Origin of the sequence: Paenirhizobium cremeum (assembly GCF_022884085.1) — a bacterium.
Lineage (GTDB): Bacteria > Pseudomonadota > Alphaproteobacteria > Rhizobiales > Rhizobiaceae > Allorhizobium > Allorhizobium cremeum.
The window spans coordinates 223,926-240,068 of sequence record NZ_JAGGCS010000008.1 but is presented as its reverse complement, the minus strand read 5'-3'; the positions used below and the strand labels follow the sequence as shown (position 1 = coordinate 240,068).

The window sequence follows — 16,143 nt, the reverse complement described above, 5'->3', positions numbered from 1 at the left end:
CACATTCGAGGATTTTAAATGAGTGCTGAAGCCGCCCTTGTCGAACCCAGCCGTGCCCTGCGCCTTCGCAATGGAACCCATTGCCACCCACGAAACGCTCGACAAGCGGATCATGAGCGCGGACCCCTTCGGCAACCTTGACCGCTACGCTGCATTTCTCAAGGTCCAGCATGCTCTCCACGGCAGGGTCGAGTGCCTCTATCTCGATCCGCAGCTCGGAGCCCTGCTTCCCGGCCTCGCCTCTCGCCGCCGGCTCGACCGCGTCTGCAGGGATGTCGAAGATATCACCGGCAAACTGCCGAGCCCTGTTTCAGAGGTAGACGAACCGCTGGACGTGCCCACCGCACTTGGCTGGCTTTATGTCGTCGAAGGCTCCAATCTTGGCGCGGCGATCCTGTTGAAGACCGCCACCAAGACGCTCGGCCTCTCCGAAGCGTACGGTGCGCGCCATCTTGCCGGCCATGCAGATGGACGCGGCCTGCACTGGCGAAACTTCACCTCGGCACTCGATGCGGTCGCGCTGACACCGGAAGAGGATGAGCGCGCCGTCGAGGGTGCCCGTCAGGCTTTCGCGTTCGTTCTCGATCTTGTCGAGCGGGAAATGCCGCACGTGTAGTACGGACGCAGTCCGTATCTCCTCAGCGTCGCATGGTTTTACATTCCCCTTTGGCAGATTGGGAGCGGCCAAGCCCGGCCCATCCGTGGAGATTTCATTCCTCAGGCATTTCCGATGCCGGATGGCATGCCTAAGGCAAGCTAGCGTGGTTAACTACGAACAGCCTTTCGCACGTAGTTGTAACGCCGGTCATCGGACCGCCAATGTACGGGATGTTCAGGATCATGAATGATCTATCGGCCTCGAAGTCTGTTCCGGCCCTCGCCGGCATGCTGGAGCTAGCCCGCACCCAGAAGCTGTCGTTCACGGAACTGTTCCAGTTTGCTGAGAGCAGAAGCGCCGCCGGTCAAAGGACCGAGGCTGCGGAACTCTACAAAAGCTGGATCGCCTTCAACGAAGGTCACCCCTTCCTTCATCTCGTCTATTTCAATTATTCCGTAACGCTACGCCAGCTCGGCGACATCGCCGGATGCATTCATGCGCTGCGGGCCTGCCTGAAGCTCGATCCAAAGTTCGGACCGGCCCATATCAATCTAGGACGTGCCTTCGAGGATGCAGGCATCGCCACCCAGGCCATCCAACAGTGGCGCAGCTTCGTGGAACTGAGCGCCGAAAGCTCGGCCGACCGGATTTCACACCGGCTGATGGCGCTCCAGCATATCGGCCGGGTCATGGAGAATGCCGGGCTGCTGGAAGAAGCGGAAACGGCTCTCTGGCAGGCTATCGAACTGCGGCCCGACAAGACCGAAGCCGGCCAGCACTGGAGCGCGCTCCGGCAGCGCCTGTGCACCTGGCCGATCCTGGTTTCGTCCGACCATGTATCCAAACGACAGCTGATCGATTCCATGTCGCCGCTGGCGCTTGCCTGCTACTGCGACGACCCGCTGTTCCAGCTCGCCCGAGCCTATCGCTACAACAAGTCCTTCGTGGGACGTCCTGACATCAGCGGTTTTCCGCGCAAGACGCCGAAACGGAAGGTGGGGACAGGCCAGCGTTTGCGGATCGGCTATGTATCGTCGGACCTGCGCGATCATGCTGTCGGTTTCGCACTTCGCGAGGTGCTGGAACTGCACGACAAGGAAAGCGTCGAAATCTACGCCTATTATTGCGGCGATCCCGCGCCGAACGATCCGACCCAGGCGCGGATGAAGAGCGCCGTCGATTGCTGGCGCGATATCGCCATGCTTGGCGACGCGGATGCCGCCAGGCTGATTGCAGGCGACGACATCGATATCCTGATCGACGTCAATGGCTACACCAAGCACGCAAGAACGAAGATCTTCGCATATCGGCCGGCGCCGGTGAGCGTCAATTTTTGCGGCTATCCCGGCTCTATGGGGAGCCCCTTCCATCAATACATGATTACCGACGAACATATCGTTCCGCCCGAAAACGAAATCTACTATTCGGAAAAGGTCCTGCGGATCCCCTGCTGCCAGCCGATAGATCGCAAAAGAGTGATCGCGGAAAAGCCGTCCCGTGCGGAAGCGGGCCTGCCCGAGAACGCCTTCGTCTTTGCCTGCTTCAACGGCATGCAGAAGATCACAGAGGATACGTTCGGCCAGTGGATGAAGATCCTCGCGGCCACACCCGGCAGTGTTCTCTGGCTGCTGAGCGGTAATGACAGCGCGGACCAGCGCCTGCGAAAGGCAGCGGAAAATGCCGGCGTCGCGCCGGAGCGCCTCATTTTTGCGCCCAAGGCCCCGAATGCAAAACACCTTGCTCGCATCGCCGTCGCCGATCTCTTCCTCGACACCTTCCCCTACGGCGCGCATTCGACGGCGGCAGACGCCCTGACCGTGGGCCTGCCGGTGCTCACTTTTCCCGGAAAAAGCTTCGCGGCACGTTTTTGCCACAGCATCGTCATTGCCGCCGGCATTCCCGAACTTCTCTGCACGGGCCCGGAAAACTACGTCGAAAAGGCCATCGGCTTCGCCAAGAACCCCGGCAGCCTCGACCGCATCAGAAGGGCTCTGCAGGCCGGACGCGAGACCAGCGTATTGCGTGACATTCCAGCCCTAACACGCCGGCTAGAGGAACTTTTCTGGCAAATGCAGGAGGAATGCGAGCGCGGTGAAACACCCGTGCCGGACCTGCGCAATCTCGACGTCTACTATGATATCGGCGCCGAACTCGTGCAGGAAAACACCGTCTTTTGCGAGGACGCCGCCTACCGGCAGCGCTACCTCGAAAAACTGGCCGAATGGCACGATTTCTCGCCGATTCCCGCCGACAATCGCCTGTGGACTACGCCAGTCGCATCGGCGTCATGAAACGATCGGGAGCAAGCGGAAAGAGCGGGTTCGCAATGTCTCGAACTGAAAGAATAGCAGTGGTCGGCGCCGGCCTTTCCGGAGCAGTCATCGGACGCATGCTTGCCGAGGCCGGCCGCGAGATCGACGTCTTCGACACGCGCAACCATATCGCCGGGAACTGCCATACCGAGCGCGACCGCGAAACCGGCGTCATGGTTCATGTTTACGGGCCGCATATCTTCCATACGGACGACCGGGAAGTATGGGATTACGTGAACCGTTTCGAGACCTTCCTGCCCTACAAGAACCGCGTCAAGACGACCAGCAAGGGGCAGGTTTTCTCCCTGCCGATCAATCTTCACACGATCAACCAGTTCTTCGGCAGGACTTTCCGGCCGGACGAAGCGCGCGCCTTCATCGCCGAACTGGCCGACACGACAATAGAAGATCCGAAAACCTTCGAAGAACAGGCCCTGCGCTTCGTCGGCAAGGACCTCTATGAAGCCTTCCTCGAGGGATATACGCAGAAGCAGTGGGGCTGCACTCCGACAGAACTTCCCGCCTCCATCCTGAAACGGCTGCCGGTTCGCTTCAATTACGACGATAACTATTTCTTCCATAAATACCAGGGCATGCCGGAGAACGGCTACACAGAGATGGTCCGCCGGATCCTCGACCATACGAACATCAGGGTTCACTTGGAGACGAGGTTTCACCGGGATCTCGGAGCGGACTTCGATCATGTATTCTATTCGGGTCCGATCGACGGCTATTTCGATTTCGAATATGGCCGCCTGGGATATCGGACACTGGACTTCGAGCGCTTCATCTATGACGGTGATTATCAGGGCTGCGCCGTGATGAATTACGGGGATGTTTCCGTGCCCTATACCCGCGTGACCGAGCACAAGCATTTCGCACCATGGGAGGAGCACGCCGGTTCCGTCTGCTATCGCGAATTTTCCCGCGCCTGCGGTCCCGACGACATCCCTTACTATCCGATCCGCCTGATGGAGGAGAAGGAACAGCTCGCCCAATATGTGGCGCGCGCCGTGCAGGAAAATGCCGTCACCTTCGTCGGACGGCTGGGAACCTACCGTTATCTCGATATGGACGTGACGATTCGAGAGGCTCTGGATACCGCGCGGCTTTATCTTTCCCAGTCTCCCGGAGAAACGAAGATGCCGGCATTCCTGCATTCGCCAATCTGAACGATCCGCATGGGTTGGGCATGGCAACCGTGCCGGATCAACTTCAGGTTCAGGCAAGCCAGTTGCCTATAATCCCCATTGCCAGGTGGTGCATTGTTCGGCCGGCCGCGACCTCAGCCGAAAGCCGAACGGGCAATACCGGTGGGCTGCCCCGTTGGGGCGACTGTTCGCAAACTTTATTGATTTCGACAATCGGCTAACGTCAAAGGCTTTCTCGCATGACCTCGATTATTCCCTCCTTAAGCGTCAGTCAGATCAGGTCTCTTTCAACTGCTGCAGTCGCCGCCTGGACTACGGAAGACGTGGCATTGCTTTCGACGCGGCAGATGAGCGCGCTTTCCTCCGAACAGATTGCAGCCTTGGACACGGAAGACGTCGATGTCCTCAACTCCCAGCAGTTGAGCGCCATTTCGCAGAACGCGATCGTCGGCTTGACCCTCGATCAACTCGCCGTTCTGGACAAATACGATGTCGAGAGCCTGACATCGGGCCAAGTCGCAGCCCTCACCACCACGCAGATCGACGCCTTGACCACCGTGCAGACGGAGGCGCTCACCTCATCGCAAGTCAAAGCCCTCACCGCGTCTCAACTTGCCGCTCTCGGCGTGGAGGATCTCGCCAAATTCTCGCTCGCCGATATCGCGGCGATCAACCAGAACGCCATATCCGGCCTTGCAACGGGCGTGCTGGCCTCCCTTACGACAGGTCAGATTGCAGCCTTGAGCACGGGCGCAGTGGCAAGCCTGACGACCGACCAGATCGAGGCCCTGTCCACAGCACAGGTCGCCGCCCTGACAACCGCCCAGATCAGCGTTCTCAAGGCCGCCCATGTCCAGGCCTTGGGAACCGATGACATTGCCACGCTTTCTACCGCGCAGATTGCGGCATTGAGCACGAAAGCGGTCCCGGCGCTTTTTGTAGACCAGATCGACACTCTCTCCACCGCGCAGGTCGAGGCTCTTACCACCACACAGGTGAAGACTTTGACCTCCGACCAGATCGCCGTCCTGGGGACGGAGGATCTGGCGACATTCTCGACTGCAGATATCGCTGCCATCACGAGTAAGGCCTTGTCGGGCCTGACAGCGAGCCAGGTCGCCTCCCTCTCGACCAGCCAGATTGCGGCGCTGAGCACGAGCGCCATTACCGGCCTTACCACCGGCCATATGGAGGCCCTGTCCACCGCGCAGGTCGAGGCCCTCTCCACCGCTCAGGTGAAAGTCCTGAGTTCGGCCCAGATCGCCATGCTGGAAGCGGACGACCTAGCGACGTTTTCGACCGGCGATATCGCGGCAATCAGCAACAGGGCGATATCGGGCCTGACAAACGACGTGCTTGCGTCCCTCTCCTCCAGCCAGATCGCCTCGCTCACCACGAGCGCCGTGGCCAATTTGAAGGTGACACAAATCGAGGCACTGTCGGTCGACCAGTTGACCGCCATGACGACGACGCAGATCAGCGTCCTCAAGGCGTCCCAGATGCAGGCCCTCGGCACGGATGACATCGCGGCGCTCAGCACCAGGCAAATCGCTGCTCTGAGCACGAGCACGATTGCCAACCTGACAACCGATCAGGTTGCTGCCCTCTCCGGCGCACAGGTCGAGGCGCTGACCGTCACGCAGGTGAAGGCGATGGGTTCGCTACAGCTGTCCGCGCTGGAGACCGACGATATCGCAACGTTCTCACTTGCCGAGATCGCGGCCATCACCAGCAAGGCGATAACCGGTCTCTCCACGGACGTCCTTGTCTCGCTTACCACCAACCAGATTGCCCTGCTCAGCACAAGCGTCATTGCGAGCCTGTCGACGGACCAGATCGCAGCCCTTTCCACCGCGCAGGCCGAAGCGCTCACCATAACGCAGGTGGCCGCGCTGAGTTCGCTGCAAGTCGCGGCACTGGGCACCGACGATCTGGCGACTTTCACGGCCGCGGAAATCGCCGCAATCAGCTACAAGTCGATAGCGGGGCTGGCAACCGACGCGCTTGCGGCCCTCACCGCCGCCCAGATTGCCGCCTTGAGTACGACGACAATCGCAAACCTGACGACCGACCAGATCGACGCCCTGTCCCCCGAACAGATAGCCGCGATGACGACGTCTCAGATCGCCACTCTAAGCTCGAAGCACGTCGCGGCCATGGGCACGGACGGTATCGCGGCCTTGTCCACCAGCCAGATTGCAGCGCTGAGCACCAGGGCTGCGACGGGTCTGAGCACCGACCAGATCGAAGCCCTGTCGACCGCCCAGGCCGAAGCGCTGTCGCCTGCCCAGGTCGCCGCACTGAGTTCCGTGCAACTGGCAGCGCTGGCGAGCGAGGACCTCGCGACCTTCTCCACCGCGGATATCGCAGCCATCAGCTCTACCGCCGTATCGGGTCTTTCCGCAAACCTCATCGAGGCTCTCACCACCCGACAGATCGCGGCCTTGAGCGCCAACGCGATCAAGGGCCTGAGCACGGATCAGATCGTCGCCCTTTCGACCGCACAGGTCGAGGCGCTTTCGACCGTCCAGGTGGCCGCTCTTAGTTCCGCACAGATGGCGGCGCTGGAGACCGCCGATATCGCGACCTTCTCCACCGCGGACATCGCCGCGATAAGCTCGAGCGCAATATCGGGTTTGTCGACGAACATCATCGCCGCTCTTTCCAGCACACAGATCGAAGCCCTGAGCACGGCCGCCATCAAGGGCCTGACCACTCTCCAGATCGACGCTCTCAGCTCGGACCAGGTCGCCCTTCTGTCGACCAAGCAGCTTGCCGCACTGAGTTCCGCGCAAGTCGCGGCGCTGAACACCGGCAATGTCACCGCATTGACCACGGAACAACTGGCCGCCCTCGGGACCGCCGGCATCTCGGGCCTGAGCACGCGGCAGATCGCTGCCCTGGAACCCGAACAGATCGCCATCTTGACAACCGCGCAGATCGCCGCGCTCAACTCGGCGCAGATTGCCGCCCTTGGTACGGATGACATCGCAGCGCTTTCTACCGACCAGATTGCAGCGCTTGGCACCGGCGGCATCGCCGGGCTCACAACCAGACAGATCGACGCCCTGAACAGCGATCAGATGGCTGCACTGTCCAGCAAGCAGATTGCGGCTCTCAATTCCGACCAGATCGCCGCGCTTGACACGGGCGATATCCTGACCTTCTCGACGGCCGAGATTGCGGCCATAACATCCGCGGCGATAGCAGGGTTGTCGACAGCGGTCCTTGCCTCCCTTTCGAGCGGCCAGATCAACGCCTTGAGCACGGCCGGCATTTCAGGCCTGACGACCAAACAGGTCGAGGCCCTGAGCGAGGAACAGATTGCCAGCCTTTCTACCAAGCAGATTGCGGCCTTAAGCTCCGGTCAGCTTGCGACCCTGAGCACCAACGAGATCGCCGCGCTCTCGACGGACCAGATCGCGGCCCTCGGCACAGCGGCCATCGCAGGTCTTTCCACCAAGCAGATCGTGGCAATGAGCACCGCGCAGGTCGAGGCATTGACCTCGGCGCAGGTCGCCGCCTTCGGCTCGGCACAGCTTGCCGTCCTTGAAGCGGAAGACATCGCCACCTTCTCGACCAAGGACATCGCTGCGATTGGATCGAGCGCGATCATAGGACTGTCCACCGGTGCGATAGCGGCGCTTTCGACCGACCAGATCGATGCGCTGACTACCGCAGGCGTCGCCGCTCTGAGCACGAGGCAGATTGCAGCCCTGGCCACCGGTCAGGCCGAAGCGCTCAGTTCCGCACAGGTCAGCGCCCTCAGCTCCGCCCAGCTTGCAGCGCTCGGTTCAGAAGACATCGCAACCTTCTCGACCGCCGACATTGCAGCCATCAGTGCCAACGCGATCGCAGGCTTGTCCACCGCTGTTCTGGCATCTCTTTCGACCGAACAGATCGCCGTCCTGAGCACAGCCAGTGTGGCAGGCCTTACGACCAAGCAGATCGAGGCCCTGAACAGCGATCAGATCAAGGCGATGAGCACAGCCCAGATCGCGGCGCTCGCCTCCAGACAGGTCGCGATCTTCAGCACGGAGGAAATTGCGGCCCTTTCCACGGCACAGATTGCGGCTCTCGGCACTGCCGGTGTAGCTGGCCTTTCCACGAGCCAGATCAACGCTCTGAGCACCGCGCAGGTCGATGCCCTCTCCACCGCGCAGATCGGCGCGCTGAGTTCCGCCCAGATCGCCGCCCTCGGCACGGACGATATCGCGACCTTCTCGACCAGGGACATCGCCGCAATCAGTTCCAGCGGGATCGCCGGATTGTCGACGGACCTTATAGCGAGCCTGTCGAGCGACCAGCTTTCCGCCTTCAGCGCGGCCAGCATCGCCGGCCTTTCGACGGATCAGATCAACGCGCTGAACACCGGGCAGATCCACGCCCTGTCAACTGCGCAGGTGAATGCGCTGACCTCCCGGCAGGTTGCCGCCCTCTCCACCGACGACATTGCCGCCCTCTCCACCGACCAGATCGCCGCGCTGAACACGGCCGGCATCAAGGCCCTGGGCACCGACGACATCGCGGCCTTGAGCGCCGAGCAGGTCGAGGCCCTGACAAGCACGCAGGTCGCCGTTCTCAGCTCGACGCAGATTGCAGCGCTTGGAACCGACGATATCGCCATGTTCTCCACCAAGGACATCGCGGCGCTGGCTTCCAGCACGATCTTCGGACTTTCCACCGCCTTGCTGGCGGCCCTTTCGACGGACCAGATCGCGGCTCTGAGCACAACCGGTATCGCGGGCCTCTCCAGTGATCAGATCGCGGCTCTGAGCACCGATCAGGTCGAGGCCCTGACGTCCCTTCAGGTTTCGGCTTTGAGCTCGGCACAGATCGCGGCCCTCGGCACGGACGACATCGAGACGTTCTCGACCGCAGATATCGCGGCGATCAGCTCGAGCGCAATTGCCGGCTTGTCTGCCACCCTCCTGGGATCGCTCTCGACCGATCAGGTGGAAGCGCTGAGTGCGACGAGCATCGCGGCGCTCTCTACCTCCCAGATCGAAACGCTGAGCCTTGAGCAGCTCAAGGCCCTGTCGACCACGCAGATAGCAGCGCTGAGTTCCAAGCAAATCGCGGCGCTGGGGACCGATGATATCGCGGCGCTCTCCACCAAGCAGGTAGCGGCGCTGAGTACTGCCGGCATCAAGGGTCTTAGTACCGACGACATCGCTGCCCTCAGCGCGGAACAGGTTGAAGCGCTGACCGCAACCCAGATCGCGGTGCTGAGTTCGACCCAGATTGCCGCGCTCGGCACGGATGATCTGGACACGTTCACGACCGCCGAGATTGCAGCCATCAGTTCCAGCGCCATCGTCGGATTGTCGACGGACCTTCTGGCCTCGCTCTCGGCCGATCAGGTGGAGGCGCTGAGCGCCGCAGGCATTTCCGGCCTCTCCAGCAGCCAGATCGCCGCCCTCAGCCCGGAGCAGATCGACGCCCTCACGACCGCACAGCTTGCGGCCCTGACGTCGAAACAGGTCGCGGCTCTTGGCACGGATGGAATTGCATCGCTTTCCACAAGCCAGATCGCGGCACTCAGCACGGCCGGCATCGCCGGGCTTTCCATCGGCCAGATGGAAGCGCTCAGTCCTGAGCAGGTCGAAGCCCTGTCCTCGACACAGGTTGCCGCGCTGAGCTCGACCCAGATTGCCGCGCTGAGCGTGGACGACTTGGACATGTTCTCGACCGCAGATATCGCGGCGATCAGCTCGAGTGCGATTGCCGGCCTCTCGACAAGCACGATTGCCGCGCTCTCCAACACTCAGATCGCGGCCCTGAGTGCAGCCGGCATTGCCGGGCTCTCGACGAGCCAGATCGTTGCCCTCAGCCCGGAACAGGTCGAGGCCCTGTCCACCACGCAGGTCGCCGCACTGAACTCGAAACAGATCGCAGCTCTCGGTACCGATGATCTCGACATGTTCTCGACCGCCGACATTGCCGCGATCAGCTCGGCCGCCATGTCCGGTCTGTCGACGGCGGCCATCGCCGCCTTTACGCCGGACCAGATCGCTGCCCTGAGCGCGGCCGGCATTGCCGGGCTCTCCACCAGCCAAATCAGCGTGCTGAGCTCCGAGCAGATCGAAGCCTTGTCGACCGCGCAGATAGCGGCTCTCGGCTCGAAGCAGATCGCGGCGCTGGACACGGACGACATCGCATCGCTCTCCGCAAGCCAGATCGCTGCCATCAGCGCGGCAGGCATCGCCGGCCTGACGAGCGCCCAGGTCGCGGCGCTGAGCGCGGAACAGGTGGATGCCCTCTCGCCGACGCAGATCGCCGCCCTCGGTTCGGATGCTCTTGCAGGCCTTACGCTTGAGGATTTCGAAAGCTTCTCGACCGCGGAACTCGCAGCGATCAGTTCCTCGGCGATCAAGGGGCTCTCGACGGCCATCATCGCGGCGCTGTCCACGAACGATATCGCCTCGCTTGGCACCGCCGGCATTCATGGCCTGAGCAGCGAGCAGGTCGCAGCCCTCAGTGCGGAGCAGCTTGAATCCCTCTCCACCGATCAGATTGCCGCCCTGAGTTCCGACGGCCTTGCAGGTCTTTCCACTGAAGACATGGAGACTTTTTCGACCGCGGAGCTTGCCGTTATCAGTTCGTCAGCCATCAAGGGTCTGTCGACCGCGATTATTGCCGGCCTCTCCACAAGCCAGATCGCCGTTCTGACGACAAGCCAGATAGCTTCGCTGGGCTATAATCAGGTGGCTGCGATGAGCACCGACCAAATTGATTCGCTCTCCATGACGCAGCTTTCCGCCCTGACGGCATTGCAGGCGGCGGCCCTCGGCACCGACGATATCGCCCTCTTGTCCACCAGCGAAATCGCCGCCCTCAACTCTCAGGCCATCTCGGGGCTGAGCACCGGGGTCATCGCAGCGCTGTCGACGGCGCAGGCCGAGGCGTTGACTTCGAGCCAGGTCGGCGCCCTCACTTCGGGACAGGTCGCGGCACTGGAGATGGAAGATCTCGCCACCTTCTCCACCGAAGACATCGCAGCCTTCAGTTCGACCAGCCTCGCAGGTCTCTCCACCGAAGACATTGCGGGCCTGTCGGATGCTCAGCTGGACGCACTCATGGGCTCCCACATGGGAGATCTGAACTCGGACCAGATTGCAGCGGTCATTTCGGCCTATCTCACGACGTAACTACGTCAGATCCCAGGCAGGGTTCGCCCTGCCTGGGTACCCAGATTGAAGCGGCAAAATGGGATGCGGCGCTACAAGCTGATGCAGCACGGCTCGACAGCACCGCCTTCAAGGGCTACCTGATATCCCTCTTCAATTCCGGATGATGACCATGTCCCCCATTTCCTTCGATCCGACCGCTCTTGCTGCTGCGCTGAAACAGGCCAAGGCGCGCATGCCTGCCGACAGTCTTCCTGCACCTTCGACGATCGCCGAGGCCTTTGCCGTCCAGGCGATAACCACGGCGGATGCGCCGGCGGAACCCGGGGGCTACAAGGTCGCCCGTTCTCCTGACGGCATTGCCGTAACGGGACGATTGCTTCCGCTCCATATCGCCGATGCTGCGACCTTCCCATGGCGGGCGGGCGTCGCCATCGAAGCGGAGATCGCCATACGACTCTCCACCGCATTGCCGCCCCGCACGGAGGGTTACAGTCGGGATGAAATCGTCAAAGCGGTCGACAGCGTCCATCTCGGCCTGGAGGTCCTGGACAGCCGCCTCGTCGAGGGCAGCAAATCGCCCTACCTGCTCTTCCTCGCCGATCGTCTCGGCAATGCCGGTTATCTGCTCGGGCCGACGCTGCCGCTTTCCGCTCTTGACGCAGTGGCGGGCACACCACTCGAAATCACCCTGGGCGACGAAGTGATCTTTGCCGATGCAGCCAGACATCCGGCAGGCGATGTGCTTGCATGGCTCGCGGATTGGGCCAATCGGACGGACCGGCCGGAAAATTCGCTTGCTGCGGGAGAAATCATCACGACCGGCAGTCTTTGTGGCGCCGTCCCTCTTGCCAGGGCCGCCGCACTGACCATCGTGCTCGACGCCACCCACCGCCTGACGGCGGATTTCGCGGCGTAAACGAATGGTCGCGTCGTTCCGACGAAATCCCACCATTTTTTCCCGACTATTGAACAACTCTTTTCTTGACGCTATATTGCGTCAAAATTAGAGGCTTATTCTGTCGAGATCGATATCATGGGGCTGGCACAGTATTCGGATAACGGGATGTTCGCACCACGGAAGATCGCCGACACGCTACGGACGACAAGCGAGGAAGTTGCCCGCACCGTAGGGCTGGGCAGGGATGCTGTTCAGCGCAAGGATCGTGTGCGTTCGGACAGGACGCAGCGTCGTCTTCGCGAGATGGTCGAGATCCTCAACAAGGTCGAGCCGCGCTTCGGCTCCGCCCTGATGGCGTATGCCTGGTATCGTTCCGAACCTCTGCCTGGTTTTTCCGGCCAGACCGCCATGCAGCTTGTGCGCAATGGCAGGGCCGAGGACGTACTCGACTATATCGACGCGATCGATGCCGGCGTTCACGCCTGACCATGCCGTTATCCTTTAGCGGCAAGCTCTATCGCGCCCTCAACCCGATCTACGCCCGCGAACCGCTGTCAGGCCGCGGCGCGGAACTCTATGGTGGACGCTTCAATCCAAAAGGCATGCAGGCGCTCTACGCATCGCTCTCCATCATGACAGCATTGCGGGAAGCGAACCAGGTCGGCAATCTCCAGCCGACCACGCTCGTTTCCTATGACGCCGAGATCGACAGGGTTCTGGACGGCCGCGAGGCCTCGGAACTGGCGGCATTCGGAATGGATGCCGCGGCCTTGGCTGCTTCAACCTGGCGTGACGAAATGAAAGCCCATGGCGAGGCAAGAACGCAGGCATTCGCCAGGCAGGCGACGGCCGCAGGCTATCATGCCCTGCTGGTCCGCAGCTTCGCGCCAGGCGCAACGGACGACGATTTCAATCTGGTCCTGTGGCAATGGGGCGATAAGGCACCTTCCAGGCTGAACCTTATCGATGACGAACACAGGCTCTCCCGGTTGCCATAGAAGGCACGGCCAAGCGGACAGCTAAATACGACAGGACGGCAATATGAAGCGAATGCTATCGATCGGCGAATGCATGGTGGAACTCCGCCAAGCGGAGGGAGGGCTTCTGAGCAAGGGATATGCGGGGGATACCTTCAACACCGCCTATTACGCCCGTCTCGAGGCCCCCGATGACTGGGTGGTCAGCTATCTGAGCGCCGTCGGAACGGACAAGATATCCGAGGAGATGCTGTCCTTCATTGAAGGCACCGGTGTCGAGACCGCTTTTATAAGGCGCGTCACCGGCCGCACGCCCGGCCTCTACATGATCCATCTCGATAATGGCGAACGCAGCTTCTCCTATTGGCGCTCGGCATCCGCGGCGAAGACCCTTGCGGACGATCCGAACCATCTGCGGGCCGCGATTGAACAATCGGATGTGCTCTTCTTCTCGGGCATCACGCTCGCAATATTGAGCCTCAATGCCGCCGGTACCCTGATCTCTGAGCTTCGGGCAGCAAGGGCGGAGGGCAAGACCGTGGTCTTCGATCCGAACATCCGTCCCCATCTCTGGCAGGACAAGACCGCCATGCTGGAAACCGTCACCGAAGGGGCTTCAGCCGCGAACCTCGTCATGCCGAGCTTCGACGACGAAGCCACACATTTCGGCGACGCCGATCCGGAAGCGACGATTGCCCGATACAGGGCGCTTGGCGCCGACGGCGTGGTGGTCAAGGACGGCGCGAACGGGATCACTCTTGGCTTTGCGGGTAAACCCGTGGAGTTCATCCCTGCCGCCCGGGTCGAAAAGATCGTCGACACCACAAGCGCCGGCGACAGCTTCAACGGCACCTTTCTCGCCCACTACATTCAGGACGGCGACGCCCGGACGGCAGCCCACGCCGCAGCCCGGATCGCCGCCGCCGTCATCGGACATCACGGCGCGCTCGTCCCGCGGAATGCACTCCTTGCAGCGACAGGCGAGACAGTTGTTCCGCCATCGGCCTGACCGCGAAGTGCCCCACAGTTTAGGGGCAAACTGCGCGCTGATCCTGACTTTGCAACAAGCCCGGCGAAGGTCGTGGCTGCATGGCCCGCACCATAGAATAGCACCGGTACTTCGTGGGTGAGGTTATGTAGTCGATAGCTTACGCTGCGGAGCGCGCGTTCAGGGAAAAAATCCGGTAGTTGCGAATGCCGATCGATCCGGAAGCCCCTGATACGACTTCAGTCGTTGAAGGCACCCGGATCTCGAAGCTCTCGCCGGACTCTGCCGTGACAAGGAGGTTGCGTTCTCCGGGACGATCCATGACCCGGTTTACCGTTACGGCGATATCCCCCTCCCCGTTGACCGACCATTCGGCCTCGGTAGGACGGAAAAACACCTCAGCCGGTCCGTCCGCCAGGCCATCCGCCTCGATCTGCCCCTTGCCCAGACGAGCACGTCCGCCGACGACTTCCGTCCGCAGGACATTCGTGTCTCCCAGGAAGCGCATGACGAAAGCCGAGCCCGGATTGCGGCAAATTTCCGAAGGGCTGGCCGCCTGGACGATTTTTCCTTCATTCAGAATGACAACGCGATCAGCAAGATCCAGCGCCTCTTCCTGATCGTGGGTGACGAAAAGCGTGGTGATGCCGAGCTGGTCGTGGATCTCCCGCAGCCATCGGCGCAGGTCCCGGCGCACCTTCGCATCGAGTGCACCGAAGGGTTCATCGAGAAGCAGCACCTTTGGATCGACGGCCAGCGCACGGGCCAGAGCGACCCGCTGGCGCTGGCCACCCGAAATCTGGCCCGGGAAGCGGCCGCCCAGCCCTTCAAGGCGCACAAGCCCCAGAAGCTCCTTCACCCGAGCGTCGATCTCCTCCCGGCTCCGTTTGACGGCGCGTGCAGTCGTCATGCCGAAGGCGATGTTTTCGGCGACGGTCATATGCGGGAAGAGAGCGTAGTGCTGAAAGACAAACCCCACTCCGCGCTCGCGCACGGGAATTTCGGTTGCATCCTGGTCTCCGAAATAGATCTGGCCGCCATCTGCGAATTCAAGGCCGGCGACCATGCGCAGGATGGTAGTCTTTCCGGAACCGGATGGCCCCAGCAGGGCAACCAGCTCTCCGCTGGCGATATCGAGGGAAACGCCGTGGACGGCGCGAAACGTGTCGAATGTCTTTACGACGTTGTCGAGGCGAATTTTCATGCGGTCTGTTCCCCGGCGGTTTCAGCGGCGGCGACCGGCCGCCTCTTGCGCCCGGCGCCGCGGCGTTCCAGCAGCACCTTTGCGATAATGGTAAAGATTGCGATGACGGCAAGAATGGAGGCCGCAGCAAAGGCACCCGCCGTCTGGTAGTCGTGGTAGAGCAATTCGATATGAAGCGGCAGCGTATTGGTCTGGCCGCGGATATTGCCAGAGACGACGGAAACGGCACCGAATTCGCCGACCACGCGCGCATTGCAGAGCACGATGCCGTAAAGCAGCGCCCATTTGATGTTGGGGAGTGTCACCTTCAGGAACGTCCGCAACCCCGATGCGCCGAGCGATGTGGCCGCTTCCTCGAGATCCCTGCCCTGCGCCTGCATGAGAGGAATGAGTTCGCGTGCCACGAAGGGAGCCGTGACGAACATCGAAGCCAGCACGATGCCCGGCAAGGCGAAGAGCACCTTTATCCCGGCGTCCTGGAGAAGAGGGCCGAACAGCCCCTGAAGACCGTAGACGAACAGATAGGAAACACCCGCGACAATCGGCGAAATCGAGAACGGAATCTCTATAACGACGATCAGGAGACGGCGCAGGGGAAAATCGAACTTGGTGATCGCCCACGCGGCGCAAATCCCGAAGACCGTATTCAACGGCACTGCGACGAGGGCCGTCAGGACGGTCATCAGAATGGCGCTGCGCGTATCGGGATGGCTGACCGCCGCCCAATAGACATCCGCTCCCTTCGAAAAAGCCTCGATGCCGATGACCACGAGAGGCGCAAGGATGAACAATGCTCCGATCAGGAGGACCCCACCGATCAGACTGCGGCGGACCAGCGGTGTGTCCCCGACGCGCGGCGCGCGTCCGTTCGCGTTTTGCATG

General features: G+C 61.6%; 10 protein-coding genes. 8 read left to right on the top strand and 2 right to left on the bottom strand.

Annotation, left to right across the window (positions count from 1 at the left end; translation table 11 throughout):
* The first annotated feature begins 22 nt into the window (after positions 1-22).
* From J5N58_RS16220 to J5N58_RS16185, 8 genes are all read left to right on the top strand, one after another.
* Positions 23-616: a biliverdin-producing heme oxygenase gene (locus J5N58_RS16220; RefSeq protein WP_244711633.1), complete on the top strand. Its 594-nt coding sequence runs from the start codon at positions 23-25 to the stop codon at positions 614-616.
* A gap of 224 nt (positions 617-840) precedes the next feature.
* Positions 841-2,889 carry an O-linked N-acetylglucosamine transferase, SPINDLY family protein gene (locus tag J5N58_RS16215; RefSeq protein WP_112829899.1) on the top strand — a complete coding sequence of 683 codons (2,049 nt, stop codon included), beginning with the start codon at positions 841-843 and terminating at the stop codon, positions 2,887-2,889.
* A gap of 35 nt (positions 2,890-2,924) precedes the next feature.
* Positions 2,925-4,082, top strand: a complete 1,158-nt coding sequence (locus tag J5N58_RS16210; RefSeq protein WP_113444258.1) for a UDP-galactopyranose/dTDP-fucopyranose mutase family protein — start codon at positions 2,925-2,927, stop codon at positions 4,080-4,082.
* Positions 4,083-4,300: 218 nt separating this feature from the next.
* Positions 4,301-11,212, top strand: coding sequence for a hypothetical protein (locus J5N58_RS16205; RefSeq protein ID WP_244711631.1), 6,912 nt, complete (start codon positions 4,301-4,303; stop codon positions 11,210-11,212).
* A gap of 151 nt (positions 11,213-11,363) precedes the next feature.
* Positions 11,364-12,110 (top strand): fumarylacetoacetate hydrolase family protein, encoded by a 747-nt coding sequence (locus J5N58_RS16200; protein WP_244711629.1) that lies wholly within the window; start codon positions 11,364-11,366, stop codon positions 12,108-12,110.
* A gap of 117 nt (positions 12,111-12,227) precedes the next feature.
* Positions 12,228-12,578 carry an MbcA/ParS/Xre antitoxin family protein gene (locus J5N58_RS16195; RefSeq protein WP_113339952.1) on the top strand — a complete coding sequence of 117 codons (351 nt, stop codon included), beginning with the start codon at positions 12,228-12,230 and terminating at the stop codon, positions 12,576-12,578.
* Positions 12,579-12,580: 2 nt separating this feature from the next.
* A complete protein-coding gene (locus tag J5N58_RS16190) occupies positions 12,581-13,090 on the top strand; it encodes an RES family NAD+ phosphorylase (RefSeq protein ID WP_112829864.1) in 510 nt (169 codons plus the stop codon).
* 43 nt (positions 13,091-13,133) lie between these two features.
* On the top strand, positions 13,134-14,078 hold the full coding sequence (locus J5N58_RS16185) for a sugar kinase (RefSeq protein ID WP_244711627.1): 945 nt from the start codon (positions 13,134-13,136) through the stop codon (positions 14,076-14,078).
* 139 nt (positions 14,079-14,217) lie between these two features.
* Here the strand turns inward: J5N58_RS16185 and J5N58_RS16180 are convergent, their stop codons facing one another.
* Both J5N58_RS16180 and cysW read right to left on the bottom strand, forming a co-directional pair.
* Complete coding sequence (locus J5N58_RS16180; RefSeq protein ID WP_113444256.1) at positions 14,218-15,261, bottom strand: sulfate/molybdate ABC transporter ATP-binding protein; 1,044 nt, start codon at positions 15,259-15,261, stop codon at positions 14,218-14,220.
* Positions 15,258-16,142 (bottom strand): sulfate ABC transporter permease subunit CysW, encoded by an 885-nt coding sequence (gene cysW / locus J5N58_RS16175; RefSeq protein WP_113466085.1) that lies wholly within the window; start codon positions 16,140-16,142, stop codon positions 15,258-15,260. Before cysW ends, J5N58_RS16180 begins: the two co-directional genes overlap by 4 nt.
* Between the last annotated feature and the right edge of the window lies 1 nt (position 16,143).

What these genes read in the sequence shown, in the direction of transcription:
- J5N58_RS16205 (WP_244711631.1), top strand. Translation starts at nt 4,301, where the DNA reads ATGACCTCGATTATTCCCTCCTTAAGCGTCAGTCAGATCAGGTCTCTT.
- cysW (WP_113466085.1), bottom strand. Translation starts at nt 16,142, where the DNA reads ATGCAAAACGCGAACGGACGCGCGCCGCGCGTCGGGGACACACCGCTG.
- J5N58_RS16195 (WP_113339952.1), top strand. Translation starts at nt 12,228, where the DNA reads ATGGGGCTGGCACAGTATTCGGATAACGGGATGTTCGCACCACGGAAG.
- J5N58_RS16185 (WP_244711627.1), top strand. Translation starts at nt 13,134, where the DNA reads ATGAAGCGAATGCTATCGATCGGCGAATGCATGGTGGAACTCCGCCAA.
- J5N58_RS16210 (WP_113444258.1), top strand. Translation starts at nt 2,925, where the DNA reads ATGTCTCGAACTGAAAGAATAGCAGTGGTCGGCGCCGGCCTTTCCGGA.
- J5N58_RS16215 (WP_112829899.1), top strand. Translation starts at nt 841, where the DNA reads ATGAATGATCTATCGGCCTCGAAGTCTGTTCCGGCCCTCGCCGGCATG.
- J5N58_RS16190 (WP_112829864.1), top strand. Translation starts at nt 12,581, where the DNA reads ATGCCGTTATCCTTTAGCGGCAAGCTCTATCGCGCCCTCAACCCGATC.
- J5N58_RS16200 (WP_244711629.1), top strand. Translation starts at nt 11,364, where the DNA reads ATGTCCCCCATTTCCTTCGATCCGACCGCTCTTGCTGCTGCGCTGAAA.
- J5N58_RS16180 (WP_113444256.1), bottom strand. Translation starts at nt 15,261, where the DNA reads ATGAAAATTCGCCTCGACAACGTCGTAAAGACATTCGACACGTTTCGC.